Genomic DNA, 18,493 nt, shown 5'->3' with positions numbered 1-18,493 from the left:
TGACGGTTCTCCTAAAGGTTTCAGGCGTGGCTGGGCAGGAAGTCGAGCAGTGCGGCAGGCAGGTCGGCCCGCAGCGCCCATTGCTGCATGGCCTCGATGTCGGGGGCCAGGTAGCGGTCGCGCTCCATGAACGCCACCTTCTGGCGGATGCGGGCGATTTCGTTTTCCACCGGCTTGGAGCTGCGCAGGCTGGCGGGCGTGCGCTTGAGCTCGATGCCCTGCACGGCGGCCATGGCCTCGATGCCGACGATGACGGCCGTGTTGCGCACCATGTCCTGCAGGCGGCGGCCGCCGTAGGTCGCCATTGACACATGGTCTTCCTGGTTGGCCGAGGTGGGCAGGCTGGTCACGCTGCTGGGGTTGGCCAGGCACTGGTTCTCGGCAGCCAGCGCGGCGGCCGTGACCTGCGCGATCATGAAGCCGGAGTTGAGGCCGCCGTCGTGCACCAGGAAGGGTGGCAGCCCCGACAGGCCCGTGTCCAGCAGCAGCGCCAGGCGGCGCTCGGTGATGGCGCCGATCTCGCTCACCGCCAGCGCGATGATGTCGGCGGCGAAGGCCACCGGCTCGGCGTGGAAGTTGCCACCCGAAATCACTTCACCGGTGTCGGTGAAGACCAGCGGGTTGTCGGACGCGGCATTGGCTTCGATGACCAGCACGCGGGCGGCGTGCGAGAGGTTGTCCAGGCATGCGCCCATCACCTGCGGAATGCAGCGGATGGAATACGGATCCTGCACGCGGCCGCAGTCGGGGTGCGAGGGAATGATCGCGCTGCCGTCGAGCGCCGCGCGCACGGCGGCAGCCACGGCGATCTGGCCGGCCTGGCCGCGCGCGGCATGGATGCGCGCATCGAAAGGCTTGATGGAACCCTGGATGGCTTCGATCGACAGCGCGCCCGACATCAGTGCCGAGGCGAACACGTTCTCGGCGCCGAACAGGCCCGCCAGCGCGAAGGCGGTCGACACCTGCGTGCCGTTGAGCAGCGCCAGCCCCTCCTTGGGGCCGAGCACGATGGGCTCGAGGCCCACGCGCTTCATCGCTTCGCGGCCGCTCACGCGCTCGCCCTCGGCGGTGAAGGCCTCGCCTTCGCCGATCAGCACGCAGGCCATGTGCGCCAGCGGCGCCAGGTCGCCCGAGGCGCCCACCGAGCCCTTGCACGGAATCACCGGCGTGATGCCGGCGTTGAAGAGCCCCAGCAGCGCCTCGACCAGCGCAGGCCGCACGCCCGAATGGCCGCGCGCCAGGCTCACCGCCTTGGTGGCCAGGATGAGGCGCACCACGGCCGCATCGATGGGGTCGCCCGTGCCCACGCTGTGCGAGAGCACCAGGTTGCGCTGCAGCTCGGCCAGGTGGTCGCTGCCGATCTTGGTGCTGGCCAGCTTGCCGAAGCCGGTGTTGATGCCGTAGACCACTTCGTCGTGGTCCACGATGCGCTGCACCGCCGCCTGCGCGGCCAGCAGCCCTTCGGCGGTCGAAGCCGCCATCTGCAGTTGCACGCCGCCGGCATGGATGCGGCGCAGCAGGGCCAGGTTCACATGGCCGGGGTCGAGTGTGACAGTCTGGGTGTTCATGTTCGTAAGTTGTCTATACAAGTGGTTTCGTGCGAACGCACATCGCAAGGTCGCATTAGCGAAGGAAAGGCGGACGCCGCCGGGCCGCCCCAAGGCGGTCCGCGCCTCCCTCTTGGGGGGTGGAGTTACACGAAGCGCAGCGAAGTGAAAAGCCGGGGGGCATCATGTTCAGCCGAAGGTGGGGTTGCCGTCGGCGCGGAAGCGGCTGCCGAGGCGGTAGCGGGAGGCCGGGTGCAGGCAGCGCACCAGTGTGACGGGCACGTTGCGCGTCCAGGTGCGGCGCGTGAGCAGCAGGCAGGGCTCGGCAGCGGGCATCGACAGGCGCTTGGCCTGCTCGTCGGTGGGCAGCACGGCATCGACCAGGTGCTCGATCTGGTCGAAGGGCACGCTCCTCACCAGGTATTCGCTGGGCGGCGTGGCCTTGAGGTCCTGTTCCAGGAAGTCGGGCACCACGCGCGGGTTGACGTAGCGGTCTTCCAGCTGCACCGGCACGCCGTCTTCCAGGTGCAGGCACACGCTGTGGAACACCGACTCGCCCGCGCGCAGGTCCAGCCATGCCGCCACGTCCGCCGAAGCGGCCACGCGCTCGCCGGACACCAGCTGGTAGCCATAGTCGTGGCCGCGCGCGCGGATCTCGCTGGCGATGTTGGCAATCTGCAGCAGCGTGGATTGCGGCTTGTCTTCCGCGACGAAGCTGCCCACGCCCGCGACGCGCACGACGCGGCCCTGCTCCACCAGCTCGCGCAGCGCGCGGTTGGCCGTCATGCGCGAAATGCCGAACTGCGCCACCAGCTCATGCTCCGAGGGCAGGCGGTGGCCCGCCGGCCAGGAGCCGTCCTGGATCTTGCGGGTGATGTGCTCCTTGACCTGCTCGTACAGCGCCAGCGCGGGCATGGCCGAGGCTGGCGCGGCGGCTTTGCTGGTGCGCTTGTGCGGCTGGACGATGCGGGTCTTGGTCATCTTTTCGGGTCTTGTTGTCAATGTTCTGCGGCGGCCATGGATTCGGCGCGAATCTCTTCGGTAAGGCGCGCCTTCAGGTCCATGAACTCCGGCGAGGTCTTGATCGTGTAATGGCGCGGATGCGGCAAGTCGACCGCAATCTCGCTCTTGATGCGACCCGGCCGCGCACTGAAGACCGCCACGCGGTTGGCCATGAAGATGGCCTCGTCGATGTCGTGCGTGACGAACAGCACCGTCTTGCGCTCGGCCTCCCAGATGCCCAGCAGCAGCTCCTGCATGAGCACGCGGGTCTGGTTGTCCAGTGCGCCGAAGGGCTCGTCCATCAGCAGCATCTTCGGGTCGTTGGCCAGCGCCCGCGCAATGGCGGTGCGCTGCTGCATGCCGCCCGAGAGCTGCTTGGGAAAGTGGTGCTCGAAGCCGCGCAGCCCCACCTTGGCGATGAAGTAGTCGGCGCGCTCCTTCTGCTGCGCCTCGCTCACGCCGCGCTCGCGCAGGCCGAAGCGGATGTTCTGCTCGATGTTGAGCCACGGGAACAGCGTGTAGCTCTGGAACACCATGCCGCGGTCGGCCCCCGGTCCTTCGATGGCTTGGCCGTCCAGCAGCACCTGGCCGCCGGTGGGGTAGTCCAGGCCGGCCACGATGCGCAGCAGCGTGCTTTTGCCGCAGCCCGAGGGGCCGAGGATGGTGACGAAGTCGTTCTCGCGCACTTCGAAATCGACCGGCAGCAGCGCCTGGGTCTTCTGGCCGCGCGCGCCCTCAAAGGTGCGCGAGACGCCGCGAATGGAGAGTTGGTTGTTCATGCTGCAATCCTGTCTTGCTCCTTCCCCCTTTGGGGGAAGGTTGGGATGGGGGCCAGCGCCATTGGCTCAGGCGTGGCGTTTTGCGAGGGCTGCGCTGCCCCCACCCCTGCCCTCCCCCAGCGGGGGAGGGTGGAAGATGACTGCTTGCTCATAGCGAGGCCCATGCGAAGAGGCGCTTGTTGATCGCCTTGAAGACGAAGTCGGAAATGAGGCCGATCACGCCGATGACGATGATCCCGAAGATGATCTGGCCGGTGTTCAAGAGCGCCTGGCTGTCGGTGATCATGTGGCCGATGCCCGAGGACGAGCCGATCAGCTCGGCGACGATCACGTACGTCCAGGCCCAGCCCAGCACCAGGCGCAGCGTCTCGGCGATGCCCGGCGCCGCACCCGGAATGAGCACGCGGCGCACGATGCCGCGGCTGTCGGCACCCAGCGTGTAGGCGGCTTCCACCAGGTCCTTGCGTGCGCCGCCCACGGTCACGGCCACCATCAGGATGATCTGGAAGACCGAGCCGATGAAGATCACCAGCAGCTTCTGCGTCTCGCCGATGCCCGCCCACAGGATGAGCAGCGGGATGAAGGCCGAGGCCGGCAGGTAGCGGCAGAAGGAAACGAAGGGCTCCAGGAAGGCTTCGACCGGCTTGTACGCGCCCATCGCGATGCCCAGCGGCACCGCCACGACCGCCGCGAGGATGAAGCCGCCGAACACCCGCCACACCGTCATGCCGATGTCGTGGATGAAATTGAACTCAGTGAAGAGAAGCCACGCCTCCTTCACCATGGTGACCGGGCTGGCCAGGAAGGTGGGCGACACCAGGCCGCCCAGCGTCACGGCGGCCCACACCACCATGAAGAGCACGAAGAAGCCCACGCCCAGCATCCAGCGCGCACGCGGGCTGACGGGTTCCAAGGGTGCCCAGCTGCGCGAACGGCGCGCGGGCTTCCTGGCGGCTGCGGCCGGCAAGGGCGCCGGCGCTGCAGCGCTGCCGCTGCGAATCGGGGAGGTGGCTTGCATCGTGCTCATCCTGGTGCGCTGCTCTGGCTCTCTTGATTGCTTGCTGACTTACTTGATGAACGATGCGTCGAACGTGGCATTGAGGTCATCAGGCGCCTTGCGGATCACACCGGCTTCCAGCAGGATCGGCACCGACTCCTTCATGAACTGCATGAGTTCGCCCGCGAAGAACTTCTGGTTGGCGGCCTTGTCCTGCCAGCGCAGGTACTTGGACGACTCGGCAAACTTCTCGCCGGTCTGCTTGACCGCCGAGCCCATGATCTCGTTGGCCTTGGCCGGGTCGGCCTTGATGAGTTCGAGCGCCTCGAAGTACGAGTTGGCCAGCGCCTGCGCGGCCTTGGCGTTCGACTTGAGCCAGGTGGGCGCGCAACCCACGGTGTCCATCACCATCGGGTAGTCCAGCGTGGTGGCCAGGATCTTGCCGGCGCTCGGGTTGCCGCGCACGGTCGACAGGTACGGCTCGTAGGTCATGGCCGCATCGTTCTGGCCCGACACGAAGGCCTGCGCGGCGGGCTGGGGCTCCAGCGAGACCAGCTTCACGTCCTTCAGGCTCATGCCGTTCTTGTTGAGCATCCAGGCCAGGCCGAAGTACGGGGCGGTGCCGGGGGCGCTCACGCCGACGGTCTTGCCCTTGAGGTCGGCGAAGGTCTTCACGTCGTTGCGCACGGCCAGGCCGTCGGCGCCGTAGGACTTGTCCATCTGGAAGATCTGCGTGATGGGCACGCCGTTGGCGTTCCAGGCCACGTGCGTTTCCACCGTGGTGGCGGCGCACTGGATGGCGCGCGAGGCCAGGGCCAGGTGGCGGTCCTTCTGCGGAATCATGCGCAGCTCCACATCCAGGCCGTTCTTCTTGAAGATGCCGGCCTTGTCGGCCAGGGTGAGCGGCGCAAAACCGGTCCACCCGGACATGCCCAACGCGAGCTTGGTTTCCTGCGCATGGGCCGCGCCGGCAGCGAAGAGGCCGGCGGCGGCGAGGGTGGCGGCTTTGAGAACGACCTTGTTGGCCATGAAGACTCCTGGTGGGTGAGAACGAAGCGTTTAAAAAGTGGGCGGATTGTCCGTGGGTGCTCAGTCCTGTCTATACAGGTGAAACCCTGACAGCGCCGGTTTCGACGTGCTTCCCTCGAGTTTGCGGATTTTATAGTTGTCTATACAGGATACGCAACCCGGGCAAAACACTCGACCGGATGACCGATGCACAACCCGTGCCAGTCGTGCTGGCCTTGCCCTGGACCGAGCCGGTGGCAATTCGCTGACGCTTTTGGCGGTCGCCGAGCCCGGGCTGAGACAATGGGGCGCACGCGCCGCCACAGGGCGCGTTCATTCTTTCCAAGCCTGCCGACGTGTCCGCCCTGCCCCAATCCTCCGATGCCCCCCATCCCCTCCAGATCCTGCAGGAGGTCTGGGGCTACGCCGACTTCCGGGGCCCGCAGGCCGACATCGTCGAGCACGTGATCGACGGCGGCGATGCGCTGGTGCTGATGCCCACCGGCGGCGGCAAATCGCTGTGCTACCAGGTGCCTGCCATTGCGCGGCAGCGTGCGGGGCGCGGCGTGACCGTCGTGGTGTCGCCGCTCATCGCACTCATGCATGACCAGGTCGGTGCGCTGCACGAGGCCGGTGTGGACGCGGCCTTCCTCAACTCCACGCTGGACTGGAACGAGACGCTGGACGTGGAACGCCGCATGGCGCGCGCCGAGATCACGCTGCTGTATGCCGCCCCCGAGCGGGTGACGACGCCGCGCTTCCTGGAACTGCTCGACGGGCTGAATGCGCGCGGCAAGCTCAGCCTGTTTGCCATCGACGAGGCCCACTGCGTGAGCCAGTGGGGCCACGACTTCCGGCCCGAATACCGCGCCCTCACCGTGCTGCACGAGCGCTTCGCCGGCGTGCCGCGCATCGCCCTCACCGCCACCGCCGATGCGCTCACGCGCGCCGACATCGTCGAGCGGCTGCAGCTGCAGGAGGCGCGGCAGTTCGTCAGCAGCTTCGACCGGCCGAACATCCAGTACACCATCGTCGAGAAGAAGGATGCGACCACGCAGTTGCTGCGCTTCATCGAGCGCGAGCACGAGGGCGAATCGGGCGTGGTGTACTGCCAGTCGCGCAAGCGCGTGGAAGAAGTGGCGCAGGCGCTGGTGGATGCGGGCATCAACGCCCTGCCCTATCACGCGGGGCTCGATGCAGCCGTGCGCCAGAAGCATCAGAACCGCTTCCTGCGCGACGAGGAAGCCGCCATCGTGATGGTGGCCACCATCGCCTTCGGCATGGGCATCGACAAGCCCGACGTGCGCTTCGTCGCGCACCTGGACATGCCCAAGAACATCGAGGGCTACTACCAGGAAACCGGCCGCGCGGGCCGCGACGGCCTGCCCGCCCACGCCTGGATGGCCTACGGCCTGCAGGACGTGGTGAACCAGCGCCGCATGATCGACGAGAGCCCCGCCGGCGAGGAGTTCAAGCAGGTCATGCGCGGCAAGCTCGACGCGCTGCTGGCGCTGGCCGAAGCCATCGACTGCCGGCGCGTTCGGCTCCTGGGGTATTTCGGGGAAAAAAGTTCACCCTGCGGGAATTGCGACAACTGCCTGAATCCGCCGCAGGTCTGGGACGGCACCAACGCCGCGCGCAAGCTGCTGTCCACCATCTATCGCGTGCAGCAGCAAAGCGGCATCAGCTTCGGCGCGGGGCACATCATGGACATCCTGCGCGGCAAGAGCACCGAGAAGACCCAGCAGTACGGGCACGAGCGCATCTCCACCTTCGGCATCGGCGCCGAGTTCAGCGAGCCGCAGTTGCGCGGCGTGTTGCGCCAGCTGATTGCCACCGGCGCCCTGAACGTGGACGCACAGGCCTTCAACACGCTGCAGCTCACCGAAGGCTCGCGCGCCGTGCTGCGCGGCGAGGTGCCGGTGCGGCTGCGCGAGTCGGTGTCGCAGCCCGCGGCACGCGGCAGCTCGCGCAGGGACAAGCGGGGCGGCGGCGCTGCCAAGACCGCATCTGCCGCGGCAGCCGCGCTGGATGCCGATGGGCAGAAGCGCTTCGAGGCCCTGAAGGCCTGGCGCACCGAAGTGGCCAAGGAGCACAACCTGCCGGCCTACGTCATCTTCCACGACGCGACGCTGGCCGCCATTGCCGAGCGCGCGCCCGGCACGCTGGGCGACCTGCAGGGCATCAGCGGCATCGGCGAGAAGAAGCTCACCGCCTACGGTACCGAGGTACTGCGCGTGTGCGCCGACGCTTCGCGCTGAACCTTCGTTTTTCCAGCGTGGACGGCGCCGGCACGGGCCGCGGTTCAGCCCTGGGCGCCGAACATGCCTGCGACGAACCCCGCCCACAAACCCGCCAGCAGCAGCAGGCCCAGCATGAACGCCGCAAAGCGGTGGAGCACCTGGTTGTAGCTGCACTGGATGGCGCTGTGCGCGTAGCGCAGCAGCACGAAGCACCAGGCGCCCGCCACCAGCCAGCCGGGCGTGCGGCCGGTGGCCAGCGCCACGGCAACCAGCGTGTAGAACAGCACCGGCACTTCGAAGAGGTTCTTGAAGTTGTCCGAGGCCTGCACGCGCTCCAGGCGGGCCGCCGTCTTGACCGAGTTGGACACGGCCTGCATCGGCAGGCGCTTGGCGCGCATCTCCGCCACCCGCACCACCAAGAGGCGCAGTCCGACGATGGCCACCAGCAGCATCATGGCGCCGCAGGCGGCGACGAGATGCTGGGCGTTGGTCATCAGGTCAACTTGCGCGCCGTCGATCGGTCAGAGCTTCGCGCTCGAACGCAGCAGACCGTCGACCCGCTTGTTGTTGCGCAGCGGATTGGGGCGCAGGTACGGGCTTTCCAGCAGCGGGCCAGTGGACTTGTTCAGACCCGAGCCAGCCGAAGTTGAAGAGGGCGCGGGGCAGGCGCCCGTCTGGCTGAAGGCGAGGGCCGCGGCCAGGCGCGCTTCGTTCCTGTCGCCCAGGTCGTGGTTGAAGTCGTCGGCCACGGTGCAGCCGGGGTTGGGCGCCATGCCGTCCCCGTAGTCGCCGAAGCCCTGGGCGTTCACACCCTGGAAATTGATGGCGAGGTAGGTGGTTCCGCAATTGTCCGTGGGGAAGAAGCCGTAGGGCTTGCCACAGGTGGTCGCGCCGATCAGGTTGACCGTGACGCCGACGCCGCGCAGGCCGTTGACCACTGCTTCGCTGGCCGAGCAGGTGTCGGGGCCGCTCAGCACCGTGACCTTGTTCAGGCCCAGGTTCGGCAGGGGCTGGTCAGCCGGCAGCGAATAGCCGATGGCCGTTGCCGCAAACGGGAAGTTGGCCTCCTCGTCGGTCAGGCCGTACGGATTCTTGTTGTTGGTGACCATGCGCTCGAAGGTCTTGCCCTGGGTGGGGCCCGGGCCGGCCACCATGTACGCCAGCTCGCTCGCGATGCCCACCAGCCCGCCGCCGTTGTAGCGCATGTCCAGCACCAGTTCGGTGATGTTCAGGGCCTTGAGCTTGTCGATGGCATCCGCGAGCTCGGTTTCGGCCTGCTCATTGTGGTCGTTGAACTGCACATAGCCGACCAGGCCGTTGCCGGTGGCGATGGTCGAGACGTTCATCACCGGATCCGGGACGACCACCGCCGACGTGAGCGTGACTTCGCGCGTGATGCCGGCATTGCTGGTGACCGTCATGGTGTGGGACTCGCCCGCACTCGTCGGGAACAACGCGGCGTTGAGCGCAGCCGGGTCGCCGTTGGCGACATCCACGCCGTCCAGTTTCACCAGCGTGTCGCCACGGTTGAGGCCCTTCAGGGCTGCCGGAGTTCCGGGCGTCACGAAAGCCACGCGCACCTGGCGCGGCGGCACCGTGCTGAGCAGGGCCACTTCCATGCCATAACCCACCGTGCCTGTGCCCGCCGTCTCGCCCTGGAAAGCGGCCGTGTCCAGGAAGTAGTGAAAGCGGTCCTTGTCCGCGCCCGAAGCCGTCTTTGCCGGCGTCTTGAGCACATCGAAATAGGCCTGGGGCGTGGTGTAGTCGCTGGCCTTCAGGCTCGTTGGCACTTCGCTGTACCAGAGGTAGGTCTCGTCGATCCAGGCGCGCACCCACGACTTTTCGTTCTCCAGCGTGCCCGCGCGGTCGGGATAGGCCGTGCCAGTGGCCGGATCGGTGCCCGTGCGCGGCTTGGCGCACTGGTTGGCCAGGGCCGTCGAAGGCCCGGTGCCGCCAGAGTTGTCGGGGTTCTGCCCGGCGCTGCCGCCTTCCGGCGTGAGCTCGGCATTGCCCGGCGTGCCGGTGGAGTCGATGCTGTGGCTACTGCTGCCGCCGCCGCAGGCGGCCAGGGCTGCGCAGACAAGAACAACCGAGAGAGGGCGAACGGCAGATTTCATGGGCGGGCAGGGTAACAGACTGCAACCGGAACGCATTCATCCAGTTGAGCGATGTTGCCTCGCCGCGTCATTGCATGAAGCCGATGCCTCGTGATTCGCGTACTTCCGGCTTCACCCGGTGCTCGGCCTCGAGCTGTTCCATGAATTCGGCGGCCGTGAACTCGGCCGCAAGGATGTCGGTCTGGCGCTTCACGGCCGCGAAATCGCCGGGACAGAGCTGGTCGAGCCGCGCCAGCCGCGCGCGCAGGTCGCTACCCAGCAGCGTGTCGTTACCGGCCAGCGCCTCGGTGACGAACATGCGCTCGCGCTGCGCGGCAGTCAGCGGCATGAACCGGATCTTGAAGGTGAAGCGCCGCAGCGCCGCCTGGTCGAGGCGGTCGAGCAGGTTGGTGGTGCACACGAACACGCCGTTGAAATGCTCCATGCCCTGCAGCATCTCGTTGACCTCGGTCACCTCGTAGGTGCGCTGGGCGCCGCGGCGGTCCTGCAGGAAGCTGTCGGCCTCGTCGAGCAGCAGCACGGCCTTCTCGGATTCGGCCTCGCGGAACATGGAGGCCATGTTCTGCTCGGTCTCGCCCACGTACTTGCTCATCAGGTCGCTGGCCTGCTTGACCAGCAGCGGGCGGCCGATGGATCGGGCGATGTGCTCGGCCAGCGCCGTCTTGCCGGTGCCGGGCGGGCCGTAGAAGCACAGGGTGCCGTGGCCGCGCGCCTTGAGCGCGGTGACGATGCGCGGCACCTCGAAGCGCGTCTCGACATTGAGCATGTCGAGGTCGTAGGTGGTCACGCTGCGCCGCATGCCCCGGTCGGTTTCGAGCGTGCCCAGGGCCTGGTCGGCGTTGCGCAGCTGGCGCTCGATCAGGCTTTCGATGGGCACTTCGCCCACCTGCGCCAGGCCGGCAAAGCGCACCGCCGTGCGGATCTGCGCCGGCGTGAGCCCCTTGCGCTCGGCCAGCTTGGCGGCAAAGGCGTCGGACACCGGCACGCCTTCCAGCGTCTTGCGCACCAGCTGCTCGCGCGCGCCGGGCGGCGGCGACTTCAGTTCCAGGTGGTAGGCAAAGCGCCGCCGGAAGGCCGGATCGATCTGCTCGATGCGGTTGGTGACCCACAGCGTGGGCACCGGGTTGGATTCCAGGATCTGGTTGACCCAGGCCTTGCCGCTCACGCTGCCGCTGGGCGCGGCCGGAATCTGCTCGGCGCGGGCCATGAACTGCGCGGCCTCGGTGCTGATGGGCGGGAACACGTCTTCCACCTCGTCGAACAGCAGGGCGGCCTGGGCGCTGCCCTTGAGGAAGACCTGCGCGATCTGCAGCGAGCGATAGCGGTCGCGGCCGCTGAGCGAATTGCCGTCGCGGTCGGCGTATTCGACCTCGAACAGCTCCAGCCCCGCCGCCTGCGCCACGACCTTGGCCAACTCGGTCTTGCCGGTACCCGGCGGGCCGTACATGAGCACGTTCACGCCGGGTTCCTTGCGCGCCACCGCCGCGCGCAGCAGGGCGATGAGCATGTCGGCATCCTCGCGCACGAAGGCGAAGTCGTGAACGCCGAGCGTCGACTTGGCCGAGGGCCGGGTGAACACGGCCATCAACTCGTTGTGGTCGCGGTATTCACGCATGAGCACCGGCGGCAGCTTCTCGCTGACTTTCATCAGGTCGGCCAGGTCGGTGATGTTGTGCTCGGAGATGAGGTTCTCCACCAGGCCGATGCGCTCCAGGCGCGAGCCGGCGCGCAGCGCCTCGCCCACGTCGGTGGCGCTCACGCCGGCCACCTCGGCAATGGCGGCATAGGCCTCGGGCGCGTTGTTGACCTTGAACTCCACCAGCAGCGAGCGCAGGTCGCGCTGGTAGCGCGCCAGCGTGCCGTACAGCAGCAGCGCGCGCTCGGCCTTGTTCAGCTGCAGCAGGCCCGCGAGCGCGTCGATGTTCTTCTCGACCAGCGTGGACTGCTTGCGCAGCGCGTGGGTGAGCCAGTCGCGCGTGACCGAGAGCACGGCCAGCAGGTCCTTGGGCTGGTCCTTGGCGTATTCGTCGAGGTAGAAGAACAGCGTGCCCTCTTCATAAGGGCCGCGCCACACGCCGTGGCGCTCAAGCAGGGTGCGCGGGTCGTAGTTCTCGACACCGCTCCACACCTCGTTGCCCACGCAGCGGCGCGACAGGAATTCGCGCAGGCGCATCAGAACGGGCGCCGGCCACACCAGGTGGCGGCCGGTGAGCGAGAGCAGGCCGTTGAGGTCGCGCCGCACGTTGAAGCGCGGGCCCTGCTTGGCCGCCAGGGTCAGCACGAAGTGCGAGCACATGAGCTCCAGCACCGGTGCCTCGCGCAGCCCAGGCGACGGCAGCGACTGTGCACGCGTGGCACCCGCAACAACGTCGAACCCGGCACGCTTGACCATCTGGACAACCTCCTCTCGAGTGAGCCGGCACGCGCTGCGGGCGCCGGCCAAGGCCCCGTGAGCGCGACCATAGCGCAGAGTTTTGGCTTCGTGAAGGGTCGTCCAGCGGATTAACCCTAGGCGGGCGCGAAGGCTGCCGCAAAGCTGAGACACCGCCGCCACCTGGCTGCCTCTTCTTCCGCGGCCTTGCCGCACAATCGTGCATGGTTTCCATCGAAGACATCCGGCTGGCCGAGGCCCGCATCGGCGGCCAGCTGCTCACCACGCCTTTTCTCGAATCGCGCACGCTGTCGCAGATCGTCGGCGCGCAGGTGTTCCTGAAGTTCGAAAACCTGCAGTTCACCGCGTCCTTCAAGGAGCGGGGCGCCTGCAACATGCTCACGCAACTGGCCCAGCAGGGCGTGCGCGGCGTGATCGCCATGTCGGCCGGCAACCACGCGCAGGGCGTGGCCTACCACGCGCAGCGCCTGGGGCTGGCCGCCACCATTGTCATGCCGCGCTTCACGCCGGCCGTGAAGATCGAGCGCACCCGCAGCTTCGGCGCCGAGGTCGTCCTGCATGGCGACACGCTCGACGCCGCGCGCCAGCATGCCTTCGAACTGGCCAAGAGCCGCGGCCTGACCTTCGTCCATCCCTTCGACGACGACGCCATCATCGCCGGCCAGGGCACCCTCGCTCTGGAAATGCTCGACGCCGTGCCCGACCTGGACACGCTGGTGGTGGCGGTCGGCGGCGGCGGCCTGCTGGCAGGCATGGCCATCGCCGCGCGCGCACTGGCACCGCGCATCGAGATCATCGGCGTGCAGGCGACACGCTTTCCGTCGATGTTCAACGCCGTCAAGAAGACGGAGCACGCCACCGGCACCAGCTCCATTGCAGAAGGCATTGCGGTGGGCACCCCCGGCGTGCGGACCTTCGAGGTCATCTCCACCCTGGTCGACGACATGCTGCTGGTGGACGAGGGCGACATCGAGCAGGCGGTGCTGATGCTGCTGGAAATCGAGAAAACCCTGGTCGAAGGTGCGGGTGCTGCCGGCCTGGCCGCCCTGCTGCGGCATCCGGAACGCTTCCGGGGCAAGCGGGTCGGCCTGGTGCTGTCGGGCGGCAACATCGACCCGTTGCTGCTGGGCGCGATCATCGAGCGCGGCATGGTGCGGGCCGGCCGCCTGGCTCGGCTGCGCGTGAGCGCGCGCGATGTGCCCGGCGTGTTGGCCCGGATCACGGCGGTTGTGGCCGAAGCGGGCGCCAACATCGACGAGGTGCACCATCAGCGTGCCTTCACCATGCTGGCGGCCCAGAACGTGGAAATCGAGCTGGTGCTGCAGACCCGTGGCCGCGATCACCTGGCTGCCGTGCTGGCGGCGCTGCGCGAGGCCGGTTTCCAGACCGACCCCCAACCCTGAAAGTGCCTATGGCTTGCCCTGAGGTCACCGCCAAGGGGCGCCGGGTAAAATGGCCGAAGTCGAGACACTTGAGGTAAAGAACAATGTCGCATCCCTCCCCCGCCGATCACGGCCACGCAGCCGGCGCCGAGCAGGACACTGTCGAGTCCATCGTTCCCCTGATGCCGCTGGTGCTGCCGCTGTGCGGCGGCGTGCTGATGCTGCTGCTGGCATCCATCGCCGTCTACCTGGCCTGACGCGAGCGCCCCACACGGCGCCCCTCCCGCGGGGCGCCATTTTTTTCTTTCTTCCTTCGCGCCGCCTGGAAAAACCCGAACCGAAAGACGTTTTCTCAAACGACCCTTGCCGCCCGTGCGCGCGCCGAGCCTCGTTCGAAAAGACGGTTTTTCAACTTAGGAGTTTTTCGATGAACGCACCCGTGATGAAGGGCCTGACCATTCAGGCGCCCTCGTATGTGAAGAATGCCCGGCTCATTGCCTGGGTGGCCGACATGGCGGCCCTGTGCAAGCCCGACCGTGTCGAATGGTGCGATGGCAGCCAGGAGGAATACGAGCGCCTCTGCCAGCTGCTGGTGGACGGCGGCACCTTCAAGAAGCTCAACCCGGCCAAGCGCCCCAACTCCTTCCTCGCCAATTCCGACCCGAGCGACGTCGCCCGCGTGGAAGACCGCACCTTCATCTGCTCCGAGAAGAAGGAAGACGCCGGCCCGACCAACAACTGGGTCGCCCCCGCCGAGATGCGTGCCACGCTGCAGCCCCTGTTCGACGGCTGCATGAAGGGCCGCACCATGTACGTGGTGCCCTTCAGCATGGGCCCGCTGGGCTCGCCCATCGCCCACATCGGCATCGAGCTCTCTGACAGCCCCTACGTCGCGGTCAACATGAAGATCATGACCCGCATGGGCAAGGCCGTGTACGACGTGCTGGGCACGGGCGGCGAGTTCGTGCCCTGCGTGCACACCGTGGGTGCGCCGCTTTCGCCCGGCCAGAAGGACGTGGCCTGGCCCTGCAACAAGACCAAGTACATCGTCCACTACCCCGAAACCCGCGAGATCTGGAGCTACGGCTCGGGTTACGGCGGCAACGCACTCCTGGGCAAGAAGTGCTTCGCGCTGCGCATCGCCTCGACCATGGGCCGCGACGAAGGCTGGCTGGCCGAGCACATGCTCATCCTGGGCGTGACCTCGCCCGAGGGCAAGAAATACCACGTGGCCGCCGCCTTCCCCTCGGCCTGCGGCAAGACCAACTTCTCGATGCTCGTGCCGCCGGCCGGCTTCGAAGGCTGGAAGGTCACGACCATCGGCGACGACATCGCCTGGATCAAGCCCGGCAAGGACGGCCGCCTGTACGCCATCAACCCCGAAGCCGGCTATTTCGGCGTGGCCCCGGGCACCAACCTCAAGACCAACCCCAACTGCCTCAAGAGCCTGGACCGCGACGTGATCTTCACGAACGTGGCGCTCACCGATGACGGCGACGTCTGGTGGGAAGGCCTGGAAGACGACGTGCCCGGCAAGAAGCTGCCCGATCACCTGATCGACTGGCAGGGCAACGACTGGACCCCGGCCATCGCCAAGGAAAAGGGCACCAAGGCCGCGCACCCCAACTCGCGCTTCACCGTGGCCGCCACCAACAACCCGGCGCTCGACCCCGCCTGGGACGATCCTGCCGGCGTGCCGATCGACGCCTTCATCTTCGGCGGCCGCCGCTCCACCACCGTGCCGCTGGTGACCGAGGGCCGCAACTGGGTGGAAGGCGTGTACATGGCCGCCACCATGGGCTCCGAAACCACCGCCGCCATCGTCGGCCAGGTGGGCGTGGTGCGCCGCGACCCCTTCGCCATGATCGCCTTCGCCGGCTACAACATGAGCGACTACTTCCAGCACTGGCTCGACCTGGGCAAGAAGCTCGAAGCCTCGGGCGCCAAGCAGCCGCGCATCTTCACCACCAACTGGTTCCGCAAGGGTGCCGACGGCAAGTTCGTCTGGCCGGGCTACGGCGAGAACATGCGCGTGCTCAAGTGGATGATCGACCGGCTCGAAGGCAAGGCCGAAGGCACCGACCACCTGTTCGGCGTAAGCCCGCGCTACGAAGAACTGAACTGGACCGGCCTCCAGTTCACCGCCGACCAGTTCAAGAGCGTGACCAGCATCGACAAGGCTGCCTGGGAAGCCGAGCTGAAGCTGCATGGCGAACTCTTCGAGCAGCTCAAGCACCACCTGCCCCAGGAACTGGCGCAGACCAAGGACGCCATCGAGCAGCGCCTGGCTGCCTGACCGCCCGCCCCCGAGGCTCCTGGCCGGGAGCCTCTCCGGGCAAGAAAAAGCCGCCCTCGTGGGGCGGCTTTTTCATTGGAGCGCAGGGCTCAGTAGTACTGCGACATGCGTGCGCGGCGGCTCGCTTCGTACAGGCTGGGCACGCTGGCGACCAGCTTGCGTTGGGCCTTGGGCGCCACGTCGGCTTCGGTCGGGTTCTGCGCTTCGTGGCGGCTGATGGCCACCTGCAGGTCGTGCATCACGCGCGGGTCGAAGGCGGCGTAGGCCATGAACTGCGCGTCGGCGCGGGCGTTGGCACGGCGCTCGGCAGCTTCCTTCCAGGAGGCGGCCAGGCGGGCACCCAGCGGACGCAGCGCGCTGGCGCCCACGGCCAAGGCGACGAAGAACAGGGCGGAAACCACAGCCCAGATGGCCAGCATTTCGCCGTTTTCCAGGTTGGAAGCCATGTGGTCCACCACCACCAGGATGGCGCCGACCACGGCAGCCAGCAGGACGGCGGCCAGGCCGCGCGCGCCGTTCAGGCGGCCGCGGGCGTCGCGGAGTTGTGCCACCACGGCTTCGGCGCGTGCGACGCCGGCGTGTTGGGTGGGTTGGTCTACGTGGACAAAGCTGTTGGTCATGATGTTTTCCCTCTGTGAGTGGCTTGTGGCCTGATGGAGGTGATATTAGGGTTCTCCCTAGTGTTTGGCAACTTTATCTTTGTGATGCTCACCATTCACAAGATTTATGAATGTCAACTTCCGTACCCTCGACCTGAACCTGCTGCGCGTGTTCGACGAGGTCATGGCCGAGCGCAACCTGACCCGCGCGGCGCGCAACCTGTCGCTGACGCAGCCCGCCGTCAGCAACGCGCTGCGCCGCCTGAGGGACCTGCTGGGCGACGAGCTGGTGCGCCGCGCCGGCGCCGGCGTGGAACCCACGCCGCGCGCCCAGGCCCTCTGGCCGACGGTGCGGGAGGCCTTGCGCCAGCTGCAGCACACACTGGCCCCCAGCGAGTTCGACCCCGCCACCGCCCACACCACCTTCGTCCTGGCCATGGCCGATGCCACGGCGGCCGAGCTGATGCCGGGCCTGGTGCGCATCGGCGAAGCTGAGGCGCCGGGCATCTCGGTTCGTACGGTGCCGCTCACCACGCGCGACCCGCGGCAACTGCTCGAGGAAGAAGCGGCCGACATGGCGGTCGGCTACTTCCCCGCGCTGATGGCCAATCTCACGGCGGGCGCCCAGTCCGGCGAGGCCCTGCCCTTCGAATCGCAGCGGCTCTACGTCAGCCACTACGCCTGCGCCATGCGGCACGACCATCCGCTGGCCGAGGTTCCGCTGACGCTCGATGTGTACTGCGCCGCGCGGCACCTGCTGGTGAGCTTCTCCGGCCGGCCCTTCGGCTTTGTCGACCAGACGCTGGGCGCGCTGGGGCGCGAGCGGCGCATCGTGGCGACGGTGAACCAGTTCTTCACCGCCGGCCGCGTGGTGGCGACCTCTGACCTGCTCACCGTGCTGCCGCGTCACTTCATCGGTGTGACAGGCTTCAAGGAGCAACTGGTGCTGCGCGACCTGCCCTTCGACCAGCCCCTGATGCACGTGGACGCCGTTTGGCATCGGCGGGCGCTGTACAGTCCGGCCCACGAGTGGCTGCGGCAGGCCCTGGTGCGCGCAGCGGAGCTGGCCTTTCCGCGCCCGCCGCGGGCGGAAGACGCCGGGGGCGGCGCACTTCCTGCTTGGCAGCGTGATCCCCCCACTGGATCACCCGCACCATGAACACCTTCACCCGCCGCGGCGCCCTGCGCACCATCGCAGCCGGCGCCGCAAGCCTGGCCCTTCCCGCCTTCGCAGCCTGGCCGGAGCGCCCCATCAAGATCATTGTGAGCTTTCCGGCCGGCGGCGCCAGCGACATCGTCGCCCGGGTGCTGGGTGAACAGCTGGCGCGCAAGCTGGGGCAGCCGGTGGTCATCGACAACCGGCCGGGCGCCGGCGGCAGTGTCGGCGGGCTCGCCGTGACGCAGGCGGCGCCGGACGGCTACACGCTGCTGCTGTCGAACTCGACGCCGATCTCGATCGGCCCGTTCGCGCTGGAGAAACAGCCCTACGACCCGGTCGAGGGCTTCACCCACATCGCCCTCATCGGCACCGCGCCCTGCGTGGTCATGGCCAACCCGCAGACAACGCTCAAGACCATGGCCGACATCGAGAAGCAGGCCAAGGCCAGCGGCCGGCTGGACTTCGGCTCGGGCGGACCGGCCTCGATCGGCCACATCTACGGGGAGCTGATGCGCAAGGAGATGAACGCGCAGCTGGTGCACGTGCCCTACCGGGGCGGCGCCCCGATGACCACCGACCTCATCGCCGGCATCATTCCGATGGGCATCGACGTGCTGACGGCCTTCGTGCCGTATTTCAAGGCCGGGCAGATCCGGCCCGTTGCCGTGACCTCGAAGCAGCGTTCCTCGCTGGTGCCCGACGTCCCGACGGTGGTCGAGGCGGGCTACCCCGGGTTGGTGCTGGAGAACTTCTTCGGCCTGTCGGGCCCGGCCAAGATGCCGGCGGACGTGGTGAGCCGGCTCAACGGCGCCACCGGCGAGGTGCTGCAGGACGCCGACTTCAAGAAGAAGATGGCCGAGCTGGGCATTGCCACTCAACCCACCAGTGCCGCTGGCTTTGCGGCTTTCGTGCGCGAGCAAGTCGCGCAGCTGGCCCCGGTGGTGAAGGGCTCCGGGGTCAAGCTGTAGAAGT

Annotated in this window: 15 protein-coding genes; 6 read left to right on the top strand and 9 right to left on the bottom strand. The window is 67.7% G+C overall.

Annotation, left to right across the window (positions count from 1 at the left end):
• Positions 1-20: 20 nt before the first annotated feature.
• The 5 genes from hutH to VSO01S_RS09215 form a co-directional block, all read right to left on the bottom strand.
• On the bottom strand, positions 21-1,568 hold the full coding sequence (hutH, locus tag VSO01S_RS09235) for a histidine ammonia-lyase (RefSeq protein WP_068641613.1): 1,548 nt from the start codon (positions 1,566-1,568) through the stop codon (positions 21-23).
• Positions 1,569-1,736: 168 nt separating this feature from the next.
• Entirely contained in the window at positions 1,737-2,462 is a 726-nt protein-coding gene (gene hutC, locus VSO01S_RS09230) for a histidine utilization transcriptional repressor HutC (protein ID WP_153305191.1), read from the bottom strand.
• A gap of 83 nt (positions 2,463-2,545) precedes the next feature.
• Complete coding sequence (locus VSO01S_RS09225) at positions 2,546-3,328, bottom strand: ABC transporter ATP-binding protein (RefSeq protein ID WP_068641611.1); 783 nt, start codon at positions 3,326-3,328, stop codon at positions 2,546-2,548.
• 148 nt (positions 3,329-3,476) lie between these two features.
• Positions 3,477-4,346 (bottom strand): ABC transporter permease, encoded by an 870-nt coding sequence (locus tag VSO01S_RS09220; protein WP_068641647.1) that lies wholly within the window; start codon positions 4,344-4,346, stop codon positions 3,477-3,479.
• Positions 4,347-4,394: 48 nt separating this feature from the next.
• Complete coding sequence (locus tag VSO01S_RS09215) at positions 4,395-5,354, bottom strand: ABC transporter substrate-binding protein (protein WP_068641610.1); 960 nt, start codon at positions 5,352-5,354, stop codon at positions 4,395-4,397.
• Positions 5,355-5,689: 335 nt separating this feature from the next.
• On the opposite strand from VSO01S_RS09215, the gene recQ reads away from it, so the two are divergent.
• Positions 5,690-7,594 (top strand): DNA helicase RecQ, encoded by a 1,905-nt coding sequence (gene recQ, locus VSO01S_RS09210; protein WP_084241769.1) that lies wholly within the window; start codon positions 5,690-5,692, stop codon positions 7,592-7,594.
• A gap of 44 nt (positions 7,595-7,638) precedes the next feature.
• On the opposite strand, the gene VSO01S_RS09205 is transcribed toward recQ, so the two are convergent.
• The 3 genes from VSO01S_RS09205 to VSO01S_RS09195 form a co-directional block, all read right to left on the bottom strand.
• Positions 7,639-8,070: an MAPEG family protein gene (locus tag VSO01S_RS09205; RefSeq protein ID WP_068641608.1), complete on the bottom strand. Its 432-nt coding sequence runs from the start codon at positions 8,068-8,070 to the stop codon at positions 7,639-7,641.
• A 27-nt stretch (positions 8,071-8,097) separates the two neighbouring features.
• Complete coding sequence (locus tag VSO01S_RS09200; protein WP_245684153.1) at positions 8,098-9,693, bottom strand: S41 family peptidase; 1,596 nt, start codon at positions 9,691-9,693, stop codon at positions 8,098-8,100.
• A gap of 67 nt (positions 9,694-9,760) precedes the next feature.
• The gene (locus VSO01S_RS09195) at positions 9,761-12,085 is read right to left on the bottom strand and encodes an ATP-binding protein (RefSeq protein WP_068641605.1); all 2,325 of its coding nucleotides are present in this window, start codon (positions 12,083-12,085) and stop codon (positions 9,761-9,763) included.
• A gap of 203 nt (positions 12,086-12,288) precedes the next feature.
• Here VSO01S_RS09195 and VSO01S_RS09190 point away from each other — a divergent pair, with 203 nt between their 5' ends.
• The 3 genes from VSO01S_RS09190 to VSO01S_RS09185 all read left to right on the top strand — a co-directional run bounded on the left by VSO01S_RS09190 (position 12,289) and on the right by VSO01S_RS09185 (position 15,763).
• Entirely contained in the window at positions 12,289-13,488 is a 1,200-nt protein-coding gene (locus tag VSO01S_RS09190; protein ID WP_068641604.1) for a threonine ammonia-lyase, read from the top strand.
• A gap of 83 nt (positions 13,489-13,571) precedes the next feature.
• Complete coding sequence (locus VSO01S_RS27710) at positions 13,572-13,724, top strand: hypothetical protein (RefSeq protein WP_169804091.1); 153 nt, start codon at positions 13,572-13,574, stop codon at positions 13,722-13,724.
• A 170-nt stretch (positions 13,725-13,894) separates the two neighbouring features.
• Positions 13,895-15,763, top strand: a complete 1,869-nt coding sequence (locus VSO01S_RS09185) for a phosphoenolpyruvate carboxykinase (GTP) (RefSeq protein ID WP_068641603.1) — start codon at positions 13,895-13,897, stop codon at positions 15,761-15,763.
• A gap of 89 nt (positions 15,764-15,852) precedes the next feature.
• On the opposite strand, the gene VSO01S_RS09180 is transcribed toward VSO01S_RS09185, so the two are convergent.
• On the bottom strand, positions 15,853-16,383 hold the full coding sequence (locus tag VSO01S_RS09180; protein WP_068641601.1) for a hypothetical protein: 531 nt from the start codon (positions 16,381-16,383) through the stop codon (positions 15,853-15,855).
• Positions 16,384-16,489: 106 nt separating this feature from the next.
• Here VSO01S_RS09180 and VSO01S_RS09175 point away from each other — a divergent pair, with 106 nt between their 5' ends.
• Both VSO01S_RS09175 and VSO01S_RS09170 read left to right on the top strand, forming a co-directional pair.
• On the top strand, positions 16,490-17,521 hold the full coding sequence (locus VSO01S_RS09175; protein WP_084241768.1) for a LysR family transcriptional regulator: 1,032 nt from the start codon (positions 16,490-16,492) through the stop codon (positions 17,519-17,521).
• The gene (locus VSO01S_RS09170; RefSeq protein ID WP_068641597.1) at positions 17,518-18,489 is read left to right on the top strand and encodes a Bug family tripartite tricarboxylate transporter substrate binding protein; all 972 of its coding nucleotides are present in this window, start codon (positions 17,518-17,520) and stop codon (positions 18,487-18,489) included. The genes VSO01S_RS09175 and VSO01S_RS09170 overlap by 4 nt, the downstream gene beginning before the upstream one ends.
• The last annotated feature ends 4 nt before the right edge of the window (positions 18,490-18,493 follow it).

The sequence above is a fragment of the Variovorax soli NBRC 106424 genome, from assembly GCF_001591385.1.
GTDB lineage: Bacteria > Pseudomonadota > Gammaproteobacteria > Burkholderiales > Burkholderiaceae_C > Variovorax > Variovorax soli.
Note: the sequence above shows the minus strand (reverse complement) of the source record. Positions and strands in the feature narration are given on the sequence as shown.